The 24,670-nt window shown below is 61.8% G+C and carries 25 protein-coding genes and 1 pseudogene; 23 read left to right on the top strand and 3 right to left on the bottom strand.

What is annotated here, in order from left to right; translation table 11 throughout:
• Window positions 1–41 precede the first annotated feature (41 nt).
• From def to BISU_RS09020, 23 genes and pseudogenes are all read left to right on the top strand, one after another.
• On the top strand, window positions 42–524 hold the full coding sequence (gene def, locus BISU_RS09130) for a peptide deformylase (protein WP_024464537.1): 483 nt from the start codon (window positions 42–44) through the stop codon (window positions 522–524).
• Window positions 525–850: 326 nt separating this feature from the next.
• Window positions 851–1,702, top strand: a complete 852-nt coding sequence (gene rpsB / locus BISU_RS09125) for a 30S ribosomal protein S2 (protein ID WP_024464536.1) — start codon at window positions 851–853, stop codon at window positions 1,700–1,702.
• Window positions 1,703–1,791: 89 nt separating this feature from the next.
• Entirely contained in the window at window positions 1,792–2,643 is an 852-nt protein-coding gene (gene tsf / locus BISU_RS09120) for a translation elongation factor Ts (RefSeq protein ID WP_024464535.1), read from the top strand.
• A gap of 179 nt (window positions 2,644–2,822) precedes the next feature.
• Entirely contained in the window at window positions 2,823–3,572 is a 750-nt protein-coding gene (gene pyrH, locus BISU_RS09115) for a UMP kinase (protein ID WP_024464534.1), read from the top strand.
• A 205-nt stretch (window positions 3,573–3,777) separates the two neighbouring features.
• A complete protein-coding gene (frr, locus tag BISU_RS09110) occupies window positions 3,778–4,332 on the top strand; it encodes a ribosome recycling factor (protein WP_024464533.1) in 555 nt (184 codons plus the stop codon).
• Window positions 4,333–4,370: 38 nt separating this feature from the next.
• Window positions 4,371–5,336 carry a phosphatidate cytidylyltransferase gene (locus BISU_RS09105; RefSeq protein ID WP_024464532.1) on the top strand — a complete coding sequence of 322 codons (966 nt, stop codon included), beginning with the start codon at window positions 4,371–4,373 and terminating at the stop codon, window positions 5,334–5,336.
• A gap of 42 nt (window positions 5,337–5,378) precedes the next feature.
• Window positions 5,379–6,554 (top strand): dual-specificity RNA methyltransferase RlmN, encoded by a 1,176-nt coding sequence (rlmN, locus tag BISU_RS09100; RefSeq protein ID WP_152599288.1) that lies wholly within the window; start codon window positions 5,379–5,381, stop codon window positions 6,552–6,554.
• A gap of 96 nt (window positions 6,555–6,650) precedes the next feature.
• The gene (hisF, locus tag BISU_RS09095; RefSeq protein ID WP_024464530.1) at window positions 6,651–7,421 is read left to right on the top strand and encodes an imidazole glycerol phosphate synthase subunit HisF; all 771 of its coding nucleotides are present in this window, start codon (window positions 6,651–6,653) and stop codon (window positions 7,419–7,421) included.
• A gap of 174 nt (window positions 7,422–7,595) precedes the next feature.
• Window positions 7,596–7,973 (top strand): annotated as a pseudogene (gene hisI / locus BISU_RS09090) (phosphoribosyl-AMP cyclohydrolase); the annotation flags it as partial.
• Between the two features lie 125 nt (window positions 7,974–8,098).
• Entirely contained in the window at window positions 8,099–9,661 is a 1,563-nt protein-coding gene (locus BISU_RS09085; RefSeq protein WP_024464528.1) for a chorismate-binding protein, read from the top strand.
• 56 nt (window positions 9,662–9,717) lie between these two features.
• Window positions 9,718–11,853, top strand: a complete 2,136-nt coding sequence (locus BISU_RS09080; RefSeq protein WP_024464527.1) for a bifunctional indole-3-glycerol phosphate synthase/tryptophan synthase subunit beta — start codon at window positions 9,718–9,720, stop codon at window positions 11,851–11,853.
• A gap of 2 nt (window positions 11,854–11,855) precedes the next feature.
• Window positions 11,856–12,773, top strand: a complete 918-nt coding sequence (trpA, locus tag BISU_RS09075) for a tryptophan synthase subunit alpha (RefSeq protein WP_081672827.1) — start codon at window positions 11,856–11,858, stop codon at window positions 12,771–12,773.
• Between the two features lie 145 nt (window positions 12,774–12,918).
• On the top strand, window positions 12,919–13,860 hold the full coding sequence (gene lgt, locus BISU_RS09070; protein WP_024464525.1) for a prolipoprotein diacylglyceryl transferase: 942 nt from the start codon (window positions 12,919–12,921) through the stop codon (window positions 13,858–13,860).
• 98 nt (window positions 13,861–13,958) lie between these two features.
• Complete coding sequence (gene rpe / locus BISU_RS09065; protein WP_081672826.1) at window positions 13,959–14,633, top strand: ribulose-phosphate 3-epimerase; 675 nt, start codon at window positions 13,959–13,961, stop codon at window positions 14,631–14,633.
• Between the two features lie 110 nt (window positions 14,634–14,743).
• Entirely contained in the window at window positions 14,744–15,007 is a 264-nt protein-coding gene (locus BISU_RS09060) for a phosphoribosyl-ATP diphosphatase (RefSeq protein ID WP_024464523.1), read from the top strand.
• A 63-nt stretch (window positions 15,008–15,070) separates the two neighbouring features.
• On the top strand, window positions 15,071–15,922 hold the full coding sequence (hisG, locus tag BISU_RS09055) for an ATP phosphoribosyltransferase (protein ID WP_024464522.1): 852 nt from the start codon (window positions 15,071–15,073) through the stop codon (window positions 15,920–15,922).
• 11 nt (window positions 15,923–15,933) lie between these two features.
• Window positions 15,934–16,533 (top strand): CDP-alcohol phosphatidyltransferase family protein, encoded by a 600-nt coding sequence (locus BISU_RS09050; RefSeq protein WP_024464521.1) that lies wholly within the window; start codon window positions 15,934–15,936, stop codon window positions 16,531–16,533.
• Between the two features lie 37 nt (window positions 16,534–16,570).
• Window positions 16,571–17,542: a DUF881 domain-containing protein gene (locus BISU_RS09045; RefSeq protein ID WP_024464520.1), complete on the top strand. Its 972-nt coding sequence runs from the start codon at window positions 16,571–16,573 to the stop codon at window positions 17,540–17,542.
• Complete coding sequence (locus tag BISU_RS09040) at window positions 17,543–17,875, top strand: small basic family protein (protein WP_024464519.1); 333 nt, start codon at window positions 17,543–17,545, stop codon at window positions 17,873–17,875. It abuts the gene before it with no gap.
• A 74-nt stretch (window positions 17,876–17,949) separates the two neighbouring features.
• Entirely contained in the window at window positions 17,950–18,741 is a 792-nt protein-coding gene (locus BISU_RS09035; RefSeq protein ID WP_033503372.1) for a DUF881 domain-containing protein, read from the top strand.
• 5 nt (window positions 18,742–18,746) lie between these two features.
• Window positions 18,747–19,184 carry an FHA domain-containing protein gene (locus tag BISU_RS09030; RefSeq protein ID WP_024464517.1) on the top strand — a complete coding sequence of 146 codons (438 nt, stop codon included), beginning with the start codon at window positions 18,747–18,749 and terminating at the stop codon, window positions 19,182–19,184.
• 93 nt (window positions 19,185–19,277) lie between these two features.
• Window positions 19,278–19,913, top strand: coding sequence for a MerR family transcriptional regulator (locus BISU_RS09025; RefSeq protein ID WP_024464516.1), 636 nt, complete (start codon window positions 19,278–19,280; stop codon window positions 19,911–19,913).
• Window positions 19,914–19,939: 26 nt separating this feature from the next.
• On the top strand, window positions 19,940–20,311 hold the full coding sequence (locus tag BISU_RS09020) for a hypothetical protein (protein ID WP_024464515.1): 372 nt from the start codon (window positions 19,940–19,942) through the stop codon (window positions 20,309–20,311).
• A 447-nt stretch (window positions 20,312–20,758) separates the two neighbouring features.
• Here BISU_RS09020 and BISU_RS09015 read toward each other — a convergent pair whose 3' ends face one another.
• From BISU_RS09015 to BISU_RS09005, 3 genes are all read right to left on the bottom strand, one after another.
• The gene (locus BISU_RS09015; protein ID WP_024464514.1) at window positions 20,759–21,472 is read right to left on the bottom strand and encodes an HAD hydrolase-like protein; all 714 of its coding nucleotides are present in this window, start codon (window positions 21,470–21,472) and stop codon (window positions 20,759–20,761) included.
• A gap of 90 nt (window positions 21,473–21,562) precedes the next feature.
• A complete protein-coding gene (locus BISU_RS09010) occupies window positions 21,563–21,910 on the bottom strand; it encodes an RNA polymerase-binding protein RbpA (protein WP_024464513.1) in 348 nt (115 codons plus the stop codon).
• 82 nt (window positions 21,911–21,992) lie between these two features.
• A complete protein-coding gene (locus tag BISU_RS09005) occupies window positions 21,993–24,653 on the bottom strand; it encodes a DEAD/DEAH box helicase (RefSeq protein WP_024464512.1) in 2,661 nt (886 codons plus the stop codon).
• Window positions 24,654–24,670: the final 17 nt, after the last annotated feature.

The raw sequence follows: 24,670 nt of genomic DNA, 5'->3' as shown, positions 1-24,670 counted from the left end.
CGTGTCCGAACGCGAATACGAACTATACGAGGAGAGAAGAAGTGACGATACGCGAGATTCGTGTGATACCCGATCCGGTGCTGCGCACGCCGTGCGAACCCATCAAGGAGATCACCCCAGCAGTGCGCCGACTGGTCGAGGATCTGCTCGAAACGGTCGACGATCCGGGCAGGGCAGGGCTTTCCGCGAATCAGATCGGCGTGAGCCTGCGAGCTTTCTCCTACAATATCGACGGCACTGTCGGCTATATTCTGAACCCGGTGATGGAAGAGACCAGCGGCGAGCAGTACGGCGACGAAGGCTGCCTGTCGGTTCCGGGATTATGGTACGCCACCCGACGCGCCGATTACGCCCGCGTGCGGGGCATCGACCTGGACGGCAAGACGGTGGTGCTGGAGGGCCATGGCATGATGGGCCGCATGCTGCAGCACGAATACGATCATCTCGACGGTCATATCTACCTCGACCGGCTCGAAAAGCAGGTGCGCCGCGAGGCCATGCGCCGGCTGCGCGCCCAGCGCTGAACGAGGCTTACTGGTCGGATTCGCACGTTTGAGCCTGCATAAACGCAGGAACCTGACCATTAGCCGGCAGTGAGCGCCGGCAAGGCATGCGCCGGATGCGTCAATATGATGTTTTAGTACTATCCCTGTAGTATCATCGGAAATCGTGTGCCAACCGGATTCATGCACGGTCGTGCGGTGCTTGAATCCAACCAAGAATTCCAACCGGCACACCACAAATCGCGTCATGCCCGCGACGGTCCGTGTCGGTCGGTGCTCCTTGCCGAGTGCTGCACGCGGATGCGCATGGCCAGGCAATAACCGACATGAAAGGCAAGAGCACTATTATGGCTCAGATCACCATGAGTGACATGCTGAAGGCAGGACTGCACTTCGGCCATCAGACCCGTCGTTGGAACCCGAAGATGAAGCAGTACATCCTCACCCAGCGCAACGGCATTCATATCATCAATCTCTTCAAGTCGCTCGACATGATCGACACGGCCTACGACTTCATCAAGACGACTGTCGCGCACAACGGCACCGTCCTGTTCGTCGGCACGAAGAAGCAGGCGCAGGAAGCGGTCGAGAAGCAGTCCACCCGCGTGAACATGCCTTACGTGAGCGAACGCTGGCTCGGCGGCATGCTGACCAACTTCCAGACCGTCTCCAAGCGCGTCACCCGCCTCAAGGAGCTTGAGGAGATGGACTTCTCCGACGTGCGCGGCTCGGGCCTGACCAAGAAGGAGCTGCTGCTCCTCGAGCGCGAGAAGGACAAGCTCAACAAGCAGCTCGGAGGCATCCGCAACATGGGCCGCACCCCCTCGGCGATGTTCATCGTGGACATCAACAAGGAGGCGCTGGCTGTCGAAGAGGCGCACAAGCTGGGCATCCCGGTCGTCGCCGTCGTCGACACCAACACCGATCCGGAGACCGTGGACTACCCGATTCCGGCCAACGATGACGCCATTCGCGGCATCGAACTGCTCACCAGCCTTATGGCCGACGCCGTGGCCGATGGCCTGCTCGAGCGTTCCGGCAAGGCCGCCAAGGCCGAGGGCGAAACCGCCGATCAGCCGATGGCCGCTTGGGAAAAGGAGCTCCTGACCAAGGACGCTCCCGCCGCTGAAGCCGATGCTCCGGCAGCGACCGAGCAGCCGGCAGCCGAAGCTGAGACCCCGGCTCCCGCACAGGCCTGAGCAAGTGCGTACCGGCCTGTGCCCGGCTGCTGGCAAAGAGACCAACGGCTAGGCGCAGGCCACATGCAATCCAACAGAGGAGACACACAATGGCAGCAATAACCGCAGCATTGATCAAGCAGGTGCGCGAGGATACCGGCGCCGGCATGATGGACGTCAAGAAGGCCCTGACCGAGGCCGAGGGCGATGTCGCGCGCGCCAAGGAGATCATCCGCGCCAAGGGCATTCAGGCCGCAGGCAAGCGCGAAGGCCGCAACGCCAAGGAAGGCACGATCGCCTCCAAGGTCATCGAGTCCGCCGAAGGCCAGATCGGCTACGCGGTCGAAGTCAATTCCGAAACCGATTTCGTGGCCAAGACCCCGAAGTTCGTCGAATTCGCCGACAGCATCGTCGACAAGGCCATCGCGGCCAAGGCGGCTTCCGTGGATGAGCTGCTGGCGACAGCCGATGGCGAAGCCACCGTCAAGGAGACCGTCGAAGAGGCGGCCGCCCTGTTCGGCGAGCACGTCAAGCTCGGCCAGTTCGCGACGATCGCGGGTCCGCACGTCGAGATCTACGCGCACAAGCGCTCCGTCGAGATGCCGCCGAGCATCGTGGCCATGATCGCGACCGACGAGGCCGGCGCACAGGTGGCGCACGAGGCCGCACTGCAGATTTCCGCACTCGGCGCCCAGTGGCTCACCCGCGAGGACGTTCCGGCCAATGTGGTCGAGTCCGAGCGTCGCGTGGCCACCGAGAAGTCCCTGGCCGAAGGCAAGCCCGAGAAGATTGTTCCCAGGATCGTGGAAGGCCGCCTCAACGCCTTCTACAAGGAGAACGTGCTGCTTGAGCAGGAGTTCGTCAAGGACCCCTCCAAGACCGTCGGCGATCTGTTCAAGAAGGTGGGCGGCAAGGCTCTGGCCTTCGCCCGTCTCGAAGTCGGCAAGGGTGACGAACAGTGATTTCACGATAGCCGTTTTATCGAATAGGTGACAAAACAGGTGGAATTTACGGCAATGGGCCGCTGATGCAGCAATGCATCAGCGGCCCATTGTTCGTATCTGGGGTTTTGCGCTGTCTGTGTTGGCGGATACCCTATAGAGCGGAAAATATGCACGATGCATGGCAAGAAAGGCTGTCTATGACCGGCGAAGAAGCAACAACCAAGCCCAGACGTGTTCTGCTCAAGCTTTCGGGGGAGGCCTTCGGCGGCGGCGCCGTCGGCATCGACACGCAGGTGGTCCGGCGCATCGCGGAGGAGATCGTCCCGGCCGTGCAGCGTGGCGTGCAGGTCGCCATCGTGGTCGGCGGCGGCAACTTCTTCCGCGGCGCCGAACTGCAGCAGGCCGGCATCGATCGCAGCCGCGGCGACTACATGGGCATGCTCGGCACGGTGATGAACAGCCTGGCGCTGCAGGACTTCCTGGAGCAGGAGGGACAGGCGACGCGCGTGCAGACCGCCATCGTCATGGGTCAGGTCGCCGAACCATACATTCCGCTCAAAGCCATCCGCCATCTCGAAAAAGGCCGGGTGGTCATCTTCGGCGCAGGCGCCGGCATGCCGTACTTCTCGACCGACACCGTCTCGATTCAACGCGCCTTGGAGATCCACTGCGACGAGGTGCTGATGGGCAAGAACGGCGTGGATGGCGTCTACACAGCGGACCCCCGCAAGGACGCCGGAGCGAAGCGTTTCGACACGCTGGACTACAGCCGCGCACTGGTCGACAACCTCGCGGTGATGGATGCTTCCGCCCTGTCGATGGCTCGGGACAACGCGACCCCCATCCGCGTCTTCGGCTTGGAAGGCGAGGGCAACGTCACCCGCGCCTTGGTGGGGGAGAGAATCGGCACGCTGGTATCGAACGCCGACTCGAGCATCGCCGCATAGCGACGACGTCGCGCAAGGCCAGAGCTTTCGCCCGCATCCACAAGTCCTCCAGCAACAACGACTATTGTTGACTAAGGTTGGCTGAGATTAACCATCTGCACAACGTCAGCACGCAGCACGGCAACGAGGACGCATCGCAATCCGCGTCGAGTCCCTGCACACCACGAACCTCTGCATAACCGCCAAGCAACCACAAGGAGTGAACATGGCATCCGTCATTGATCAAGCAAATGCCCAGATGGGCAAATCCGTCGAAGCGACCAAGGAGAATTTCTCCGGCATCCGCACCGGGCGCGCCAATCCGGCGCTGCTCAACGGCCTGATAGTCGACTACTACGGCGCGCCCACACCCATCAAGGCCGTCGCCACGATCGGCGTTCCCGAGCCGCGCACGCTGTCGATTACCCCATTCGACCCCTCGCAGGCGAATGCGGTCGAGAAGGCCATCCGTGATTCCGATCTCGGCGTCAGCCCGCGCCGCGACGGCAATGTCATCCGCGTGACGATGCCGGAGCTGACCGAGGACCGCCGCAAGGAGTATGTCAAGCTCGCCAAGACCAAGGCCGAGGACGGCAAGGTCGCGGTGCGCAATATTCGCCGCAAGGCCAAGGAATCCATCGACAAGGCCGTCAAAGGCGGCGAGATGGGCGAGGATGAAGGCGATCGTCTGCTCAAGGAGCTCGACAAAGTCACCAAGCGCACCACCGACGAACTCGATGTCCTGCTGGAAAGCAAGCAGAAGGAGATCATGGAGGTCTGAAGCCTTCCGGCTCGCGGGACCACCATCAATCGAGAAGGATGCGGATGCATACAGGACATCATGGCAGCGAAGCCGAAGAGGCGCTGCAGGACATCAACAAGAAGACCGGGCGCAACATGCCGCAGGCGGTGGCCACTGCTGTCGTGCTGATCGTGCTGATTCTGGCGTGCCTGCTTGTTCGCATCGATGCCTTCGTCGTACTCATCGTCGTGTTCATGATTCTCGCGCTGTGGGAGCTGCGCGTCGATTTCGCCGCAGCAAATCTGCGCTTCCCGCTGATACTGATGGTCCTGAGCTCCAGTATCACGCTGCTGGCCACCTATTACTCCGACCGGCATATTCTTGCCGTCGCCGTATGCATCGCAGTCTCCCTGCCTTTGATCGTCATCGCGGCAAGCCTGGACTTCGCGCCGGGCGCACGGCTGAGCGCGGCCGCATCGAAAAAGACGGATCCGTCCGCAGCCGCCGCAGTCAAACCCGCTCAGGAACACGGCAGCCGTCTGGATGACGTAGCCGTATCGATCTTCACAGTGCTCTACATACCGCTGCTCGCCTCATGCATCGTGCTGCCGCTGACCTTCAACGACCATCCTGTGGCGCATGCGGTCATCGTCGTGTTCCTCCCGGCCATCAGCGATACCGGAGGACTGTTCGCCGGCGCTTGGCTCGGCAAGCACAAGCTCTCGCCGCGCATCTCCCCGAAGAAGTCGGTCGAAGGGCTGCTCGGCTCGATTCTGTTCTCGATCGCAGGAGCCTACGCCATCTTCGCCGGCACCTACTCGAATCTATGGGTCACACGATGGTGGGTGCCGATCATCATGGGCACGATAGTAGGCATCGTGGGCACTTTCGGCGATTTGTGCGCCTCGATGCTCAAACGCGATATCGGCATCAAAGACATGGGCCATTTGCTCAAAGGCCATGGCGGCGTGATGGACCGAGTCGATTCGATTCTCCTATGCGCGCCCTTCCTTGCGGCGCTGCTGTGGGCTACGGGACTCTAACGGCAAAGGCCTAAGCATATTATGACAATCAGCAATGATGATATGGCGCAAGACACTGTGCCGCACGACGCGGCATCCAGCGGGATCACGCCGGGCGGCACCACGGGGGCGTTCCGCGATGTGCTGGCCAAGGACCATGCGCGTCGCGGCAAGCCGCCGCTGCACCTGGTCGATATGAGCGCCGAACAACGCGGCGAAGCCGCGCAGCGCCTGAATCTGCAGCCTTTCCGCGTCAAGCAGCTGGCGAATCATTACTTCGCGCATTACGACACTGACACGGAGCATTTCTCTGACTTTCCTGCGGATATGCGTTCACGTGCGAGCAGCGCGTTCTTCCCGCCGCTGATCAGCGAGGTCACGCGACAGACCGCCGATGAGGGAACCACGGTGAAGACCCTGTGGGAGCTGTTCGACGGCGCCCGCATCGAATCGGTGCTCATGCGCTACCCCAAGCGCACGACGCTGTGCATCTCCAGCCAGGTCGGCTGCGGCATGGGCTGCCCCTTCTGCGCGACCGGGCAGCTGGGCCTGACGCGCAATATGTCCACTGGCGAGATCCTCGAACAGGTGCGCATCGCCGCCAAAGCCACGCGCGACGGCGACATCGCGGGAGGACCGGGGCGGCTGAGCAACGTGGTCTTCATGGGCATGGGCGAGCCGATGGGCAACTATCGTTCCGTGATGGCCGCCGTGCGCCAGATGAGCGCCTTGCCGCCGGAAGGCTTCGGCATCTCCGCTCGCAATATCACCGTCTCCACGGTCGGCGTGGTGCCCGGCATCAACAAGCTGGCCAAAGAGGGGCTTCCCGTCCGTCTCGCCGTCTCGCTGCACGCCCCGACCGACGCGCTGCGCGACGAGCTGGTGCCGATGAACAAGCGCTTCAACACCACGAAGGTGCTCGACGCCGCGCATGCGTATTATCTGTCCAGCAAGCGGCGCGTCAGCATCGAATACGCGCTTATGCGCGGCATCAACGACCAGGCCGAGCACGCCCGTGAGCTGGCGAAGCGGCTGAACCATTACGGCGACGACTGGGCGCATGTCAATCCTATTCCGCTCAACCCCATCGAGGGCTCGCGCTGGACGGCTTCGAAGCCCGAGGACGAGCGGCAGTTTCTCGACATTCTGCACCGTGCGGGCATCGCGGCGACGCTGCGCGACACGCGCGGCTCCGACATCGACGGAGCGTGCGGGCAGCTGGCTGCGAAGCACCAATAAAGAACTCCTGAAGGCAATCCGAGCGACACATGCGCGCTTGACCTCGGGGGCCGCTACCCTAGGTAACGAATAAGCTGGCTGTGAACAGGAGTTGCAATGTCGTTGGCTGTGCGAGTCATCCCATGTCTGGACGTCGATGAAGGACGCGTGGTCAAAGGCGTGCATTTCGAGAATCTGCGCGATGCCGGCGATCCGGTCGAACTCGCCGCCGAGTACTACCGGCAGGGGGCCGACGAACTCACCTTCCTCGATGTCACGGCTTCCAGCGGGCATCGCCAGACCATGGTCGACGTCGTAGGACGCACCGCCGAGCAGCTGTTCATCCCGCTGACCGTCGGCGGCGGCGTGCGCGCGGTCGAGGACGTCGATTCGCTGCTGCGCTGCGGCGCGGACAAGATCAGCGTGAATACCGCCGCGATCAACGATCCTACGCTCATCAGCAAGGTGGCGCAGCGCTTCGGCAATCAGGTGCTCGTGCTCTCGGTCGACGCGCGGCGCGAACGCGGCGAAAGCCATACCGAGTCAGGTTTCGAGGTCACCACGATGGGCGGACGGCAGTCCACCGGCATCGATGCGGTGTGGTGGGCCAAACGCGCGCAGGAGCTCGGAGCCGGCGAGGTGCTGCTCAACTCGATGGATGCGGACGGCACCGAGCAGGGCTTCGATCTCGAGATGATCCGAGCCATGCGCCGCGAGGTGTCGATTCCGATCATCGCCAGCGGGGGAGCGGGCGGCGTCAAGGATTTCCCGCCGGCTATCGACGCGGGCGCGGACGCCGTGCTCGCCGCCTCGATTTTCCATTACGGCAAGACCAGCATCCGCGAGGTCAAGGACGAGCTGCGCCGGGCAGGGTATCTCGTCAGATAGTCGCCTCAAGGGTTGCGCGTGCAGGGATGCATCACCTGGCGCATCGCATGCGACCATTATGCAATACGTCGATTATCGTAATGATTGGCAATGTTTGGCCGCTGCAAGCGGCAGCATACGACCGAACAGGCGATGCGGCGAACGAGACAACAGGGAAGAAGACGGTAGGTAATCATGGAATCGGATACGGTGTACGACAACGAGGGCCAATTGGATCCGCGCCTCGCCGCACGACTCAAGCGCGATGACAAAGGGCTGGTGGCCGCCGTCATCCAGCAATACGACACGCATGAGGTGCTCATGGTCGGCTATATGAACGATGAGGCGCTGCACCGCACCCTAAGCACCGGCCGGGTGACCTTCTGGTCGCGCTCACGGCAGGAATATTGGCGCAAGGGCGACACCTCCGGCCATGTGCAATACGTCAAAGGCGCTGCCATCGACTGCGACGGCGACGCACTGCTCATTCAGGTCGACCAGATCGGAGCCGCCTGCCACACCGGCGCACGCAGCTGCTTCGACGCCGGAGGTCCGTTGCCCGTCGTGATTGGGTCGGTCGAAGCCGCAGAAAGCGAAGCGTCGAAAGCGCCAAATCTTGCACACACAACCGCAGGGCGGGCACGCACTGCGGAAATGAGCACTCTGGAAATGGATACTGTGGAAATGGAGATGAAACGATGAAGCCATGCAGCGTCGAGCATCTGCAGTGGGGCGGCACGTGGCCGAGTCGTGAGGAGTTCCACGAGCTGGCCGACAAGGGCTACCGCATCATTCCCATCGTGCGTCGGCTGCTGGCCGACTCGCTCACCCCGGTCGGGCTTTACGGGCGGCTCGCGGGGGGGCGAAGCGGCACTTTCATCCTCGAATCCGCGGAATACGGCGGTTCGTGGAGCCGCTACAGTTTCATCGGCGTGAATTCGATGGCGCAGCTGCGCTCGAATGACGGCCAGGCCGACTGGTTGGGCAAGGTCCCGGCCGGCATACCGCAGCACGGCGACGTGCTCGAAGTGGCGCACGCCGTGCTGCGCAATCTCAGGGCACCGAACATCGCCGGGCTGCCCAATCTGACCGGCGGACTAGTCGGCTCCGTGGGCTGGGATGCGCTGCGCCACTGGGAGCCGACGCTGCGAGCGCAGGCCCCTGTGGAGACTCCGCAGTCGGAGCTGGTGCTCGCGTTGGCCACCGATCTGGCGGTGGTGGATCACCTGACCGGATCCGTATGGCTGATCGCCAATGCCGTTAATATGGACGACCGACCTACCCGTGCCGATGCCGCCTATGACGGCGCCTCGGCGCGGCTGGACGCGATGCAGCGCGCCGCCGCGACGCCCGCTGCCGGAGAATCGAAGGTCAGCGTGCTCGACGGAGGCAAGCCGCAGCCCGAGCTGCGCTTCCGCAGCGAGCGCGGCACGTATGAGCAGGCCGTGGAAGCCGCCAAGCGGCATATCGTGGACGGCGATGTGTTCCAGGTCGTGATCTCGCAGCGTCTCGAAATCGATTCGCCGGCCGATCCCTTCGACGTCTATCGGGTGCTGCGCACGCTCAACCCCAGCCCCTACATGTACTTCCTGGCGCTCACCGACGCGCAGGGCCGGGATTTCAATGTAATCGGGTCCAGTCCGGAGACGCTCATCAAAGTGGACGACGGCCAGGCCGTTACCTTCCCGATAGCCGGTTCCAGACCGCGCGGCAAGACGATCGAAGAGGACGAGCGGCTGGCCAAGGAGCTGCTGGCCGATCCCAAGGAGCGCAGCGAGCACATCATGCTGGTCGATCTCTCGCGCAATGACCTGAGCCGTGTCTGCGAGCCGCAGAGCGTCGAAGTGGTGTCGCTGATGAACATCAAGCGCTTCAGCCATATCATGCATATCTGCTCTACGGTCACCGGCCGCGTCGCGCAGGGCATGAGCGCCTTCGACGTGTTCATGTCGGCCTTCCCCGCGGGCACGCTTTCGGGAGCGCCCAAGCCGCGCGCCATCGAGATCATCGACGAGTTGGAGCCCGCCGACCGCGGCATCTACGGCGGCACCGTCGGCTATTTCGACTTCTCGGGCAATATGGATATGGCCATCGCGATTCGCACGGCGTACCTGTGCGATCATGAGGCTTCGGTGCAGGCAGGTGCGGGCATCGTGCTCGACTCGGTGCCCGCCCAGGAATGGCAGGAGACGCGCAACAAGGCGGAGGCCAGCGTGGAGGCCATCCAGATCGCGGCGCAGCTGCGCAACGTGCAGGCGTAAGCGCTGGGCACAGACATTGCTACAGTGACGTATGACAACCATCGGAAAGGGTTACTATGTCCGTACTTGACGAGTTGGTGGCGGGAGCACTCGAGGATCAGCAGGCGCGCGAACGCGCCTTGCCCCTTGAGACGATCAAGAGGATGGCCGCCGACGCTCCGGCGCCCATTGACGTGCGCCGATGGCTCAAGCGTGAGGACGGCGTGCCCGTCATCGCCGAGATCAAACGCGCCTCGCCGTCCAAAGGCTATCTGGGCGACATCCCCGACCCGGCCGCTTTGGCACGGCAATACGAGGCAGGCGGCGCCAGCGCGATATCCGTGCTGACCGAGGGGCGACGCTTCCTCGGCTCGCTTGACGACTTCGATCAGGTGCGTGCCGCAGTGCATATCCCGTTGCTGCGTAAGGACTTCATGGTCAATGAGTACCAGGTCTGGGAATCGCGTGCGCATGGCGCCGACATCGTGCTGCTCATCGTCGCCGCGCTTGACGACGACACGCTTTCCCGGCTGCTCAAGCTCTCTGAGTCTTTGGGCATGACCGTGCTGGTGGAGGCGCACAACCGCGAGGAGATCGCGCGTGCCGTAGCCGTGGGAGCCACGGTCATCGGCATCAACGCCAGAAACCTCAAGAATCTGCACGTCGATGTGTCCACCTATGGCGAGCTTGCGGCCGACCTGCCGAGCAACGTCATTCGCGTAGCGGAATCCGGCGTCTTCGGCAGCGTCGAAGTCGACGACTACGCCCGCGCCGGAGCCGACACCGTGCTGGTGGGCGAAGGCGTCGCCACGGCCGACGACCACGAGGAGGCCGTGCGCACGCTCGTTGCCGCCGGCGCCCGAGTCAAAGCCTCCGAGCAGCGTCCGCTGTCCACACATGAAGGGCCGTACTTCGGACAGTTCGGCGGCCGCTACGTCCCCGAGGCGTTGGTGGGCGCACTGGACGAGCTTGAGACGGTCTACGAACAGGCCAAGGCCGACCCGGAATTCCACAAGGAATTCGCCCGGCTCAACCGCCAGTACGTCGGCAGGCCCTCCTCACTGACCGAAGCCCCGCGCTTCGCCGAGCGCATCAAGGCCAAAACCGGACTGGATGCCCGGGTCTTCCTCAAGCGCGAGGACCTCAACCATACCGGCGCGCACAAGATCAACAACGCGCTCGGCCAGGCCCTGCTCGTCAAGCGCATGGGCAAGACCCGCGTCATCGCCGAAACCGGAGCCGGTCAGCATGGCGTGGCCACGGCGACCGTATGCGCTCTGTTCGGCCTCAAATGCCGCATCTACATGGGTCAGATCGATGCCCGCAGACAGGCGCTCAACGTCGCCAGAATGCGACTGCTCGGCGCCGAAGTCGTCGAAGTGACGCAAGGCACGCGAATCCTGAAGGACGCGATTAACGAGGCGCTGCGCGACTGGGTCACCAACGTCGAGAACACGCATTACCTGTTGGGCACGGTCGCCGGCCCCCATCCCTTCCCCTCGATGGTGCGCGACTTCCAGAAGATCATCGGCGAGGAAGCCAAGCGGCAGCTGGGCGAGGAGTATGGCATCGACCATCCTGACGTGGTATGCGCCTGCGTGGGCGGCGGCTCGAACGCCATCGGCGTCATGAACGCCTTCCTAGACGATGACCGCGTGAACCTCTATGGCTACGAGGCTGGCGGCAACGGACCGGAATCCGGCGAGCACGCGATCAGATTCGCGCCGGGCACCGGCGAGGTCGGCATGTTCCAGGGCACGCGCTCGTATCTGCTTGAGGACAAGGAAGGCCAGACCCTTGACACCTATTCGATTTCCGCAGGCCTCGACTACGCTTCGGTCGGCCCCGAGCATTCCTGGCTCAAGGACATCGGCCGAGTCAACTACTCCTGGGCCACCGACGACGAGGCGATGAGCGCCTTCAAGGATCTGTGCGAGACCGAGGGCATCATCCCCGCCATCGAAAGCTCCCACGCCCTCGCCGGCGCGTACAAGGCCGCCGTCGACTTGAAGGCGAAGGGCTACGCCAATCCGGTGATGCTCATCAACATCTCCGGGCGCGGAGACAAGGATGTGGCCACGGCCGGCAAATGGTTCGGCTACCTGACCGACGAGCAAAGCAAGGCTCTGGAAGCCAACGGTGCGCATGGCACATCGTCCGACGGCGCGTCTGCTGATATCGCTGCCGAGCAGAACAGCACGGATGGGGAATGATTATGACCGCAATACGCACGAACAACGTCCAGCCCAACGCTCAGTCAGGCAGCCAGATAGGCTCACAGGCTGATTTCCAACCGTTAGGCATCAGCCACCGGCCGAGTCCGACCGAAACGCTGCTGGCGAGTCTCAAGGCCAAGAACACGCCGGCCTTCATCGGCTACCTGCCGTACGGCTTCCCCGACGCGCAGGGCTCATTGGAGGCATTGCGCTGCATCGTCGAGAACGGCGTCGACATCGTCGAAATCGGTCTGCCGTACTCCGACCCAGTCATGGACGGCCCGGTGATCCAATCCGCCTCGCAGATCGCCATCGCCCAAGGCGAACGCCTCGAAGGCGTGTTCGAAGCGGTGCGCACGGTGGCACAGGCTGGCGCAATCCCGCTCATCATGAGCTACTGGAACCTGATCTTCCATTATGGCGTCGAACGCTTCGCCGCCGAGTTCGAAGCTGCTGGCGGCGCAGGACTTATCACGCCGGATCTGATTCCCGATGAGGCGGGGGAATGGATCGAGGCCTCGCAGCGCCACGGTCTGGACCGTATCTTCCTCGTTTCACCCGATTCCAGCGCCGAGCGTCTCGCAGCAGTGGCCAAGCACGCTCGCGGCTTCGTCTACGCCGCCTCGCGCATGGGCGTGACCGGCGAGCGGGCGACGCTCAGCGCTTCGCCGGAAGAACTCGTGCGCCGCACCCGGCAGGCGGGCGTCAGCAACGTCTGCGTCGGCATCGGCGTGTCCACGCCCGAGCAGGGCGCACAAGTCGGCTCGTATGCCGACGGCGTCATCGTCGGTTCGGCGCTCGTGCACACTCTGCTTGACGACACGGGCACCAAAGTGCGCGACCTGCGCGAAGGACTGGATGCTTTGACGGCCACGACTGCAGCATTGTCCAAGGGCATCCATGAAGCTCGCCGCTGACTGAAGGCCTGCCGAATCAACGCAGGCGGCGGACAATGCGCAGCCGCCTGCGTTGAATTCATGAAGCCGATCCCCGGTGGCCTTTATCGCCGCAACGCACTAGCATCAGGTGATTATGACACTGAATTCCTTATCCTTGGATTATCTGCCGCTGGCGTATATCCCTTCGCCCACGGTTTCGCAGTTCTCGATCGGCTCGCTGACGATCCATTTCTACGCGCTGTGCATCCTCGCCGGCATCATCGCCGCGGTCTGGATCGGCACGGAACGGTGGAAAAAACTGGGCGGCAACTTCGACCAGATCCTCGACATCACGCTGTGCGCGGTGCCGGCCGGCATCATCGGCGCCAGGATCTACCACATCATCACCACCCCGGAGCGCTTCTTCGGCCCCACCGGCAACTGGGTCGATATGTTCCGCATCTGGAACGGGGGCTTGGGCATCTGGGGCGGCATCGCCTTCGGCGCCCTGGCCGCATGGGCCTGGTGCCGGCATAAGCACTATCCGATGGCGCTGCTGGCCGACAGCATCGCGCCGGGCCTGCTGGTCGCGCAGGCGATCGGCCGCCTGGGCAACTGGTTCAACCAGGAGCTGTACGGGGCGCCCACGACGCTTCCTTGGGGACTCAAGCTCAACAATGTCGGCTCCGCAATCGGCCAGAGCGAGCGTTGCTATGACGGCGCGTCATGCCCCACCGGCACGCTTTTCCATCCGACCTTCCTGTACGAGCTGATCTGGAACCTTATCGGCGCGGCGCTCATCATCTGGCTCGGCCGGAAAACGGTTCGCGCACTCAATGCCGGCTCGCAGTTCACCATGTACGTCATGTGGTACACCGCAGGGCGCACATGGATCGAGGCCCTGCGCATCGATTTCGCCCACGAGTTCCTCGGCGTGCGCATCAATGTGTGGGTCTCCATCGCCGTCTTCGTCGCCGGAGCAGTCGCGTTCATCCTCGTGCAGCGCTTCGGCAGCGCAACCGCCTCGCTGACCGAACGCCTGCGCACGGTGAGCGAGGCGGAGTCCATGGAATCCGCGGGGACCAAGCGACCCGCAGATGAGGAAACGCGGTCCGCGAGGCGATGACGCGCCTTGCTGACTGTCCGGGGTATGATAGGTGCGCACGCTGAGGCCCTGCAACTCATCCTCAGGGAGCATGCCCCAAGTCGTTCACCCTCAATAGAATGAAAGCCATGACCATTCAAATCGCCCCCAGCATCCTGTCAGCCGATTTCTGCAATCTCGAACGTGATCTGGACGCCATATCCAACGCCGATCTGGTCCACGTCGATGTAATGGACCATCATTTCGTGCCTAATCTGACACTCGGCGAACCCATCGTGAAGCGCATCTGCGAGGTCACCGAGCTGCCGGTGGACGTGCATCTCATGATCGAGGACCCGGACCGCTGGGCCCCCGAATACGCCAAGCTCGGCGCGGCGTCGGTCAGTTTCCATATGGGTGCCACCCATGCCCCCGTGCGGCTGGCCCGCCAACTGCGCGAGATGGGCTGCAAGGCCTGCTACGCAGTGCGTCCGGCCGAACCGGTCGAGCCGATCTTCGACATTCTCGACGAGTTCGACATGGTGCTTATCATGACGGTCGAGCCAGGCTTCGGCGGGCAGAAGTTCCTCGCCAACCAGATGGGCAAAGTGCGCCGGCTGCGCGACGAGATCACACGCCGTGGCCTTTCCACTCATATTCAGGTCGACGGTGGAGTCAGCCCCTCGACCGCGCCGATCGTCGCCGAAGCGGGAGCGGACGTGATGGTGGCCGGATCCGCCGTCTACGGAGCGCCAAGTCCGGCGGGCGCGATCGACGACATCCGCGACCGCGCCCAGGCTGCGTACAAGGACTGAAGATATTCCGCGGCGATGGCGGACAACAACGCCGGAGCGGAAAAATACAACAAACATAAGTTTGCGCAGCTGCAATAACGTGCGATGCTGCCATTCCATGGAGCACAATTATGAAGACATTCGAATCACTGTTTACCGAGCTGAGCGAAAAGGCGGCCAGCCGGCCCGAAGGCTCGCTCACTGTCGGCGAGCTCGACAAGGGCACGCATTTCATCGGCAAGAAGATCATCGAAGAAGCGGGGGAGGTCTGGATCGCCGCCGAATACGAAGGAGCCGACCGCACGGCCGAGGAAATGAGCCAATTGCTCTACCATCTGCAGGTCATGATGATCGACCGCGGCATCACGCTAAACGACGTGTATCGCTATCTGTGAGCGTTATTCGCGATGCGGCAGTTATGACGAATAGCGCATTGCATTTGGATTCGAGGAGGAAATATGTTGCGAATCGCCGTGCCCAACAAGGGCATGCTTTCAGAGCCGGCATGGAATATGCTTGCCGAGGCGGGCTACCGTCTGCGCAGCAATCCGCGTCAGCTCGTCGTGGAGGACCAGGACAACGAGATTGAGCTCTTCTATCTGCGTCCGCTCGACATTGCGGTTTATGTAGGCCATGGCACGATTGACGTGGGCATCACCGGGCGCGATCTGCTGCTCAATTCCCAGACCGAGGCCGCCGAGCATCTTGCCTTGGGATTCGGCGCTTCGACCTTCCGCTTCGCCGCGCCCGAGGCCTCGCCGATCACGCGCTTGGAAGACATCGATGGCAAGCGCGTGGCCAGCTCTTATGACAAGCTGGTCGCAGATTATTTGGCCGAACGTTCCATCCATGCCGAGATCATCCACTTGGACGGGGCCGTGGAATCCTCAGTCCAGCTGGGCGTCGCCGATCTGATCGCCGATGTCGTCTCGACCGGCACGACGCTGCGCAATGCCGGACTGCGCGTGTTTGGCGATCCGATTCTGCATTCAGAGGCCGTGCTCATCCGCTCTCCGCGCGTGAGTCAGCAGGACGAACGGCTCGTCGTGCTCGAACGCCGCCTGCAGGGCGTGCTCACGGCGCAGCGCTATGCGCTGATGGACTACGATATCCCGGTCTCGAAGGTCGCTGCGGCTGTTGCCGTCACTCCGGGCTTCGAAAGCCCCACCATTTCGCCATTGCACGACAAGCAATGGTGCGCGGTGCGTGTGATGGTGCCGCGCGAGAGGGTAAATCAGCTCATGGACCGGCTTTACTCCGTGGGCGCCCGGGGCATCATCGTCACTGCGCTGCAGGCCTCGAGGATCTAGTGTCCCGCGCGATGAACGACCACGTAGACACGCCGCAGTACAGCCCTGAACCGAGGGACGTGTACCTTACGGTGCCGAACCTCATCAGCCTGCTGCGCATCGTCTCCATTCCGATCGTCGCGGAGCTGGTGTCGCATCACCGCATGATTCCGGCGCTGGCGGTGCTCGCCCTTTCGGCGATATCCGACGGCATGGATGGTCTGATCGCGCGCTCCTTCAACCAGGTCAGCAAAATCGGTCAGCTGCTCGACCCGATCGCCGATCGGCTGCTCATCCTGTGCAGCGTGCTCGCGCTCGGACTGGCGGGCATCATTCCCATGTGGATGCTTATCATCGTGGCGATACGCGACCTGCTTATGGGCGTGCTGGTGCTGATACTCGCGCAGCATGATTACGGACCGCTGCCTGTCAACTTCGTGGGCAAAACCGGCACTGCGCTGCTGATGGTCGCCATCGTGGCGCTGATTGTGGCCGATGTATGGGACAACCCTTTCGCCCACATGCTTCATATGGCCGCACTGGCCGTGGGGATCTGGGGAGTCGGCGTCTATTGGCTGGCCGGCTTCATATACTTCCGCCAAGGATTCGCGCTCTTGCGCGAGACCGAGTGAGCCTATGACCGCACCGCGTTCCCCTTTCGCATCGTCTATGCATGCGCAGCCTCCCTCGTACCCTGTTTCCGCACAGGATACGGTGCGCAGGCGCCGTGCGGTGTTCTCCCGGTCCGCAGCCGGTCTTGAGACGGTTCTTGCCGCCGTGCACCAGCCCGGCTCGGACCGGCGCACCCGGCGCCGCAGAATCGTCGACGACGATTCCCTGCGCTTGATCGACGATCTGACCAACCGTCCGCTCGACCCGATGTTCTCCGACGCTCGACTCGCCAGAAAGCCCGAATCGCGGCTCACCGTCTGGGTGTCGCATGCGATTGTGTTCCTCATCTGCGTGGGGGTGGGATTCGCAGGATTCCTTTTCGTCCGCCAGCTGCACACCGATCCGCGCAAAGAGGTCCGCGACACGCTGATCAGCCAGCTCGATCAGCTCAATGACCGCGTCGATACGCTCTCGGCAGACAACAAAACGCTGCGTGCCAGCGTGGACGATCAGTCCAAGAAGCTCGGCTCGTATGGCGACAGCCAGGTCCAGCGCAATGACGACCTGGTCAATGGGCTGAGCGCAGTGCAAGGGGAGGGCATCACGCTCACCCTGGCGGACCCCATCGCGGCCAAATCCGATTCGGCCTCAGGCTCCGGCCCGCGCGAAGGACAGACAGGTCGCCTCCGCGTCATCACCGATGCCGATCTGCAGCAGTTCGTTTCGCTGCTTTGGAATTCGGGTGCGGAGGCGATTTCGATCAATGGCCGCCGCCTCGGCCCACAGACCTCCATCAGAACGGCGGGGCAGTCGATTCTCGTCGGCGTCGACCAGATCGAAAGTCCGTACAAGATCGAGGCGATCGGCGATCGCGACATCCTCGCGCAGGCGCTGGACGCCAAGACGCAGCCCGCGCTGTATGATTCATTCAAGAAGGCGGGAATATACCCGCAGATCCGAAAATCGGACGCGCTTGCTTTGGAGGCGGCCGATTCTGGTGACCTGACCTATGCGAAGAGGAGCAACTAGATGGCAGCAGTGCTCGGTTTGATTCTCGGTGTCGTCGTGGGCATTTTCGTGCGCCCCGACATTCCCATCGTGCTGCAGCCGTATCTGCCGATCATGGTGGTTGCCGCGCTTGACGCCTTGCTGGGCGCAGCGCGTTCGTATTTCGAGCGCAGCTTCTCCGATAAGGTTTTCGTCATATCCTTCGTTTCGAATGTGCTCACGGCCACGCTGCTGGTGCTGCTGGGCAATCAGCTCGGCGTCGGCTCGCAGCTGCAGACCGCCGTCATCGTCGTGCTGGGCATCCGCATCTTCTCGAATGTGTCGGCCATCCGGCGCTTCATCTTCCGGGGATGACCGGCATGGCACATGAGGCACACGGCGCGCGCGACGAACAATCGCGCGACGAATTGGACGGCGAACCGGACGATATGCGCATTCGGCTTGCGCAAAGCAAGCAGGACAAAGAAAACGACCAAACGCAGACCGGCTCATTCCCCGTCGTCAAACGCAAGTCGAAGAAGCCGCGCATTGAGAGCGGCGTTCGCGCCAGGCTGGCGACCAGTTTTCTCATAGCGCTGCTGTGCGCCCTGCTCGGCTTCGGGTACGCCATCCAGCTCAACAATCCCGCATCGTCGTATGAGACGATGAGCGAGGAGGAGCTGACCCGGCTGATCACCGAAACGAGCACGCAGGTGCAGAACCTCGAACAGCGCAAAGGCGAGCTGACCAGTCAGCTCAATTCCCTCAAGGCCGCGGCCAACAAGCAGCAGGAGGCCGAACGCATCGCCAAGGAGAATGAGCAGACCAGCGGCATTCTCTCCGGTCGGCTTCCCGCTGAGGGCGAGGGCGTGATCATCTCGATCAGCGAGGACCCCAAGAGCAGAATCGACGCATCGACGATGTTCCAGCTGGTCGAGGAGCTGCGCAACGCCGGAGTCGAGGTGATGGCGCTCAACAGCGTGCGTGTCGTGACCTCGACCTACATCAGCGACACGAAGAACGGGCTGCAATGCGATGGGCAGGAACTGAGCACACCGTATACGCTGAAGGCCATCGGAGACCCGCAGAACCTGCAGAACGCGGTGAATATCGCCGGAGGAGTCGGCTCTCGACTCAAGGTGAAATTCGGCGCGAACGTGCGCGTGACCTCCTCCGATCAAGTTCGAATCACCGAGATTCACGAGTCTCGCCAGTACAAGTATGCGAAGACGGTAGAATAACGTTTATGACTGATCCGATTCCAAGCGCGGGCGAAACCACCATCATTGGCATGCCCGCCATCAACATACCCATCACCACTACAGGGGATCGTCCCCTGACCCAGGAAGACCTGGAAACGATCACCCGGCTTTCCCCGGGCACTGCGCTGCTCATATCGACGCGAGGCGCGGTTTCCGGATCACGATATCTGCTAGACGAGGACGAAGTCAGCGTTGGCAGGGACCCGAGGGCCGATATTCTGCTTGACGATTCGACGGTGTCTCGCGCACACGCCGTGTTCCGGAGAGCGGGGGATACCTACGCCGTGGTCGACTCAGGCAGCCTCAACGGCACGTATGTCAATCGCAAACGCGTCGATCGGCAAGAGCTCAAGAACGGCGACGAGATCATGATCGGCAAGTTTCGGCTCGTGTTCTTCACAAAATCTGCCGTTCTCTCGTAAGATTGCCGAGCCAACGCGCGATACACTGGAAAACAGAAATTGCAGGTGTGTGGTTACACCAATGTGAACCAGGGGAGTGTCATGGCCGAACAGATGGGCGCGAACGCGTTGAAGCTGCATGTCAGGCTGGAGGATCGCATGGACCTTTCAGCTCAGGATGCCGTGCAGGGCGAGCTGTTCTCCCTTGGCGACGGCGAGGAGATCAGCCGTGGCTATCGTGGCACTGTCGCGTCGAAGATCGCGGGCATAACGTATCGTCAGCTTGATTACTGGGCACGCAAGCAAATCGTCGAGCCATCCATCACCCCGTCGCACGGCTCCGGTTCGCGTCGCCTGTACTCCTTCAAGGACGTGGTCATTCTCGCGGTCTCCAAACGCTTGCTCGACGCCGGCGTGAACCTGCAGAACGTGACTGCCGCCATCGGCTTCCTGTCGGCCGTAGGCACGCAGGAACTGGCTCGTGTCACGATCATGTGCGACGGCGAGCAGGTCTACCAGTGCGTCAGCGCCGAGCAGATCATCAAACTGGTGCACAGCGGCAAGGCGCTTTTCAGCGTGTCGGTGGATTCGCTATGGCACCAGATCGAGACCGCGCTTGAAGGCGAGGACTACGTCGACCTCACCGCCGCACCTGCGACCCGGGCTGCAGGCCGACCGATCGACGAACTGACCGCAATGCGCATGCGCAAGAAGCTTGAGGCGCAGAAAGCTGCACGGCAGGCGGCCTGAGCCAAGGCAGGGGAGTGTCGGCACATATGTGGTTTGAAGCGATACCGGCGGCGCTTTGGGTGCTTTCCGCATTGATTTGCATCGGCATCGCCGTATTGAGCGTTGTCCGAAGCCATTACGGCCGCTCGTCCAAACCAGTTCGTCCGGTAGGCTGGAACGTGGCCAAATGCCATATTCTTTCACTGATTACAGGATTGCTGGCATACCTCGTGTATTTGGTGATTGGCGCAGGCTATGCCAAACACGTGCAAAAGCTGTACACGCAGGTCGGCTTTGTCTCCGCGATCGTGCTCGCTGCTTTGATCATTGCCGACGTGCTGCTGCTGATTCTTCAATCACGTCGCGCCGAACGCAGCCACATCGATGAGGTGCTCTCAGGCGCGGTTCACACTTTTTGAGATACCAGTGTGAACCGATATGTGGAGCAAAACGTCCTCCGAAGAAACGAAAGCGCTTAGTTATTGTCGGTACATGGAAGCTGTTTGTTCCTTACTAATGCTAAGGCCGCGTGTGGTTATGTCAGCAAGGTGCCATTCCTTGCGATATAACCAATCGACGTTATGTTAGCCTTACACCAGCGTTAAAGTGCGTGTGGTTATGTCAGCAAAGGACGTTTCCTGCGATATAACCACACGACACTGTGTCAAGATAGTGCCACTGCTAAACGCGATTGGTTATGTCAGCAAAGGGCTGTTCTTTGCGATATAACCAATCGACGTTATGTCAGATTTTTAATCTGACATAACGTACATTATCGGATGTATGTAGTAGTTATATTCTATTGAGGAATGAATAATGACACATGTATCAAAAGAAATCAGTAGCAAGCAACAAATTTCGTAAATTCAACCAAAGTATTCGCTCACGGCGTCGTGCAGCTGATCGACATGGTCGATGACGCGGTAGGCGCCGTGCTCTTCGAGTTCGTTCGGCTCGGCGTAGCCCCAGCGACAGCCCAGGCAGTCTAGGCCGCAGGCGATGGCACCGTCTACGTCGGTCCAGCGGTCGCCGACCATAAGCGCCCTGTCGCCGTTGGCGGGGTCGAAGCCGATGTTGTCGAAGGCGTAGCGGATTACCTGGTCCTTCTTCAAGCGTGAGAAATCACGGCTGGCGCCGTAGATCTCATCGATCATGTGATCGATGTGGAAATGCGCGCATACTGGCTTCGCCTGGTATTCGGGTTTCGCCGTGGCAAGCGCCAGCATGAAGCCGTCGCTCCGCAGCGCGGCCAGCTGCTCGGGTATGCCATCGAACACGGTGCAGCACAAGTGTCCGGGGACTTTGTGCCCCGGGTCGTTCGGGTCGTCGAAGGCGGGGATGTCGGAGTAATAGCTGCGGTAGGCGTCGACGCCCTGCTGCAGCATATCGTCGGGCACATGGTTGCGTTGCAGGGATTCGATGATCGCCGGGCCGATGAACCGTTGCAGTTCTGCGTCGTCAGGTACTGGCAGCTCCATATCGGCATAGGCTTTTCTCACGCTGGCGATGATTCCTGGAGCTGATGCGGTCAGCGTGCCGTCGAGATCAAGCAAAACAATATTCCTTGGCGCTGCATTCATGTGCTACTACTCCCCTGTCATGTTTCTTATCACTTTGTAGCATAATGCCCGGTCGGTCGCATGACCATAACCGGGCATTATGTCAGAACCTTATTCGTAATCGGGAATCCATCCTTCGTGGTGCATTTTGAGACGCTTGGCGAGCAGCTCCTTGAGCTCGGTTTCGCTGCGACGCTCGCACAGCATGTCCCAATGCGTACGAGTCGGTTTGGTGATCTCATCGGCCTCGGCATCGCCTTCGCCCTCGCGATGAGCCATGGCACCGCAGCGGCATTCCCACTCGTTCGGCGCCTCTGCGCCTTCCGCGAACGGCAGAATCGTGCGATGTCCGTTCGGGCAGATGTAGGCGACATCGCTGCGGGCGGCGAAATCCACATTATCGTCGGATTCCAGTGATTTCGCGCCGATGCTCATGCCGCGCAGACTACGTTCAGCCATTCCTTGACTCCTCCTAATTCAATCCAACTATCCAAGCTACAGAACAGTTCGGACGAGTGTTTTATTCCATCGATGCAAATGCTCAGCCAACACCGGAATACGCTACGATGCCACGGTTGACGCTGTGGTTCGCCGCCATGGCATTGCGGGCGAGCGCCTCGCCGCGTTCGCCGATGTAGGGTGCGGCGATGGCAATCTGCTGCAGCATGTCGGACAGGCGTTTTGCGGTGCGCACGAAGTCGCCGCCGGTCAGTTCGTTGCCATGCAGGATTTCGCCGAGATCAGCGCCGCTGGACCATGCATCCATGATGTCGACAACGCCGAAGTCGGGCTGCTGCAGCGCCTCCAGTCCATAGTCGCGGCATAGCTCGTCGATATGGGTGCATTGTTCGCGCAATGCGTCGCACGCCTGTGCCACGGTGCCGTGCGCACCACCGGGATAGTAGCTCGGCTCCCCCATGCCGCCGCGACGCGACTCGTACACCAATGCGGAAAGCGTCGCAGCCATCTCCCGCGGGGTCAAGGAGTCGAGCGTGCCGTCGACGATCGTCTGCGCCAGAACAAGATCCTGCTCGCCGTATAAGTGCCGCAGCAGCTGACCGCGATCGGTGAGCAGCAGATCGTTGTCTGCCTCGGCATGACGCTTCAAATAGCCCATTGCCAGCAAAATGCTGCAGATGCGGTCGAACTGACGTGCCACGGACCCAGTTCTGGCATCATAGCGTGCCTGCGCATGGCGAAGCTCCCGATTTTCGCGCATCCACCGATGGCCCCAGGTCATATGCTGAGCCAAGTCCGGGCAGCTGCGGCAAGGATGCTCCCGGTCGAGCTTGCGCAGTCGAGCAAGTTGTTCGCCGTATTGCCGGAAGGCCTTGGTGCGCTCCTCTTCGGAATGGAATTTGCGACGCTTGAGCTGTCGCCGGCCGTCCTTTTGCAGATCTACCAGCTGCATGCGGATATCCATAAGCGAGCGGAAATCGCCGTGCTCGCAGGCGAAGGCCTGTTCGTATCCTTCGATCGCCTGTCGCAGCGTCGTCACCCGTGATTCGAGTTCCCATGCGGATTCGTTCGCCTCCCATTGCGCGAAGGAATGGTCGAGGGTGACCCGGGCGGTGTCGTAATCGCTCGCATTGAGCAGGTTGACCGCCATGTTGAACGTCGCCTTGAAGCTCGAGTGCAGCGGGTAGACGCGCTTGCTCGACAGCGACGCCGCAGTGGCGGGCACGAAGCCTCGATGATCGACCACAACAGCATGCCCGATCGTATCGATGCCGCGGCGCCCGGCTCTGCCGGTCAGCTGGGTGAACTCCCCCGGCGTCAGACTCACATGCTCGACGCCGTTGAACTTCTCGAGCTTTTCGACCACCACGCTGCGTGCCGGCATGTTGATGCCCAGCGCCAGCGTCTCAGTGGCGAAGACCATTTTCACCAGACCCATTTCGAATAGCGTTTCCACGATTTGCCGGAAGAGTGCGATCATGCCGGCATGATGCGGCGCGAAGCCCTGCTCCAAAGCGAAGCGGAATCGCGGGAAGGACAGCGCCTTGAGATCTTCATAGGACATCTGTCCGTCCACCATCGCGTCAACGACCTGTCGTATACGCTCTGTTTCATCGTCGTCGGTCAGTCGCAGACCGGCCTCAAGGCATTGCTGCACGGCCTGATCGCAGCCGTTGCGCGAGAAAATGAAGTAGATTCCGGGCAGCAGGCCCATGTAATTCAGCTCGTCGACGACCGCCCAGCGTCGCGGCGTGTGCCGCTGCGGCTTGTCGGCGATCCCGCGGGTATGATGCTTCGATGCGTGCCTGACGTCCCCCCGGCCGCCATCGCGTCTGCCGCCGCGGCGCCCTCGCGCTTCATGCTCCAGTCCGGCGTGCCGTGCGGCGCGGCGGTTGAGCTGATCGAGACGGTCGATAAGCCCTGCATTGATGGTGATCGTCTGCTCTCCCGCGGCGTTGCGGCGGTAGAGATCGATCAGCTCAGGCTCTGTCTTCGGATCGGCCTGCACCATGACGTGCTGTTCCAATGGCACTGGGCGATGTTCCGACACGACCAGTCGGGTGTCGCCTCGCACTGAGGCGATCCACGAGGAGAAATCCTCGACATTCGAAACCGTGGCGGACAGCGCGACGATGCGCACTGATTCGGGAAGATGGATGATGACCTCTTCCCAGACCGGCCCGCGCAGATGATCGGCGAGATAATGCACCTCGTCCAGCACCACATAGCGCAGCGCGTCAAGCGTCGAAGAGCGCTCGTACAGCATGTTGCGCAGCACCTCGGTGGTCATCACCACGATATCGGCCTGCGGGTTGATCGAGGTGTCGCCCGTGAGCAGACCGACCTTGTCAGGGCCGTACACGGCCACCAGATCATGGTATTTCTGATTGCTCAGCGCCTTGATGGGCGTCGTATAGAAGGCTTTGACATTGCGCTCCTGGACGAGGAACATCGCGAAATCGGCCGCCACCGTCTTGCCTGCCCCCGTGGGCGCGGCGACCAGCACATTCCGTCCATCTTCAAGGGCCTGATTCGCCTCGATCTGGAAGTCGTCGAGCTCGAAGGGCACTGTGCTTGCGAAGCGGGTCACGGCCGAGGCGTCCTGCGCTTGACGACGGCGGAAGCTGGCATAGCGTTCAGCCGGGGTGCCTGCCGCACCCGTGCGCCGCTTCGCCGTGGATGTGGCGGAAGTCACGGCTGCTTCAGGCTGCGTACGACGTTTATGATGACGATGATGAGTCATAATCCCCTAAGATAATT

The organism is Bifidobacterium subtile (assembly GCF_000741775.1).
GTDB classification, from domain to species: domain Bacteria; phylum Actinomycetota; class Actinomycetes; order Actinomycetales; family Bifidobacteriaceae; genus Bifidobacterium; species Bifidobacterium subtile.
Note: the sequence above shows the minus strand (reverse complement) of the source record. Positions and strands in the feature narration are given on the sequence as shown.

Bases quoted from the DNA above. Each gene is read 5' to 3' on its own strand.
- rpsB (WP_024464536.1), top strand. From the start codon at position 851: ATGGCTCAGATCACCATGAGTGACATGCTGAAGGCAGGACTGCACTTC.
- BISU_RS09040 (WP_024464519.1), top strand. From the start codon at position 17,543: ATGGCAGCAGTGCTCGGTTTGATTCTCGGTGTCGTCGTGGGCATTTTC.
- BISU_RS09105 (WP_024464532.1), top strand. From the start codon at position 4,371: ATGCGGATGCATACAGGACATCATGGCAGCGAAGCCGAAGAGGCGCTG.
- BISU_RS09050 (WP_024464521.1), top strand. From the start codon at position 15,934: ATGAACGACCACGTAGACACGCCGCAGTACAGCCCTGAACCGAGGGAC.
- BISU_RS09005 (WP_024464512.1), bottom strand. From the start codon at position 24,653: ATGACTCATCATCGTCATCATAAACGTCGTACGCAGCCTGAAGCAGCC.
- BISU_RS09015 (WP_024464514.1), bottom strand. From the start codon at position 21,472: ATGAATGCAGCGCCAAGGAATATTGTTTTGCTTGATCTCGACGGCACG.
- hisF (WP_024464530.1), top strand. From the start codon at position 6,651: ATGTCGTTGGCTGTGCGAGTCATCCCATGTCTGGACGTCGATGAAGGA.
- trpA (WP_081672827.1), top strand. From the start codon at position 11,856: ATGACCGCAATACGCACGAACAACGTCCAGCCCAACGCTCAGTCAGGC.
- BISU_RS09045 (WP_024464520.1), top strand. From the start codon at position 16,571: ATGCATGCGCAGCCTCCCTCGTACCCTGTTTCCGCACAGGATACGGTG.
- rlmN (WP_152599288.1), top strand. From the start codon at position 5,379: ATGGCGCAAGACACTGTGCCGCACGACGCGGCATCCAGCGGGATCACG.
- BISU_RS09030 (WP_024464517.1), top strand. From the start codon at position 18,747: ATGACTGATCCGATTCCAAGCGCGGGCGAAACCACCATCATTGGCATG.
- tsf (WP_024464535.1), top strand. From the start codon at position 1,792: ATGGCAGCAATAACCGCAGCATTGATCAAGCAGGTGCGCGAGGATACC.
- frr (WP_024464533.1), top strand. From the start codon at position 3,778: ATGGCATCCGTCATTGATCAAGCAAATGCCCAGATGGGCAAATCCGTC.
- BISU_RS09080 (WP_024464527.1), top strand. From the start codon at position 9,718: ATGTCCGTACTTGACGAGTTGGTGGCGGGAGCACTCGAGGATCAGCAG.
- BISU_RS09085 (WP_024464528.1), top strand. From the start codon at position 8,099: ATGAAGCCATGCAGCGTCGAGCATCTGCAGTGGGGCGGCACGTGGCCG.
- rpe (WP_081672826.1), top strand. From the start codon at position 13,959: ATGAAAGCCATGACCATTCAAATCGCCCCCAGCATCCTGTCAGCCGAT.
- BISU_RS09020 (WP_024464515.1), top strand. From the start codon at position 19,940: ATGTGGTTTGAAGCGATACCGGCGGCGCTTTGGGTGCTTTCCGCATTG.
- hisG (WP_024464522.1), top strand. From the start codon at position 15,071: ATGTTGCGAATCGCCGTGCCCAACAAGGGCATGCTTTCAGAGCCGGCA.
- pyrH (WP_024464534.1), top strand. From the start codon at position 2,823: ATGACCGGCGAAGAAGCAACAACCAAGCCCAGACGTGTTCTGCTCAAG.
- BISU_RS09025 (WP_024464516.1), top strand. From the start codon at position 19,278: ATGGGCGCGAACGCGTTGAAGCTGCATGTCAGGCTGGAGGATCGCATG.
- BISU_RS09060 (WP_024464523.1), top strand. From the start codon at position 14,744: ATGAAGACATTCGAATCACTGTTTACCGAGCTGAGCGAAAAGGCGGCC.
- BISU_RS09010 (WP_024464513.1), bottom strand. From the start codon at position 21,910: ATGGCTGAACGTAGTCTGCGCGGCATGAGCATCGGCGCGAAATCACTG.
- BISU_RS09035 (WP_033503372.1), top strand. From the start codon at position 17,950: ATGCGCATTCGGCTTGCGCAAAGCAAGCAGGACAAAGAAAACGACCAA.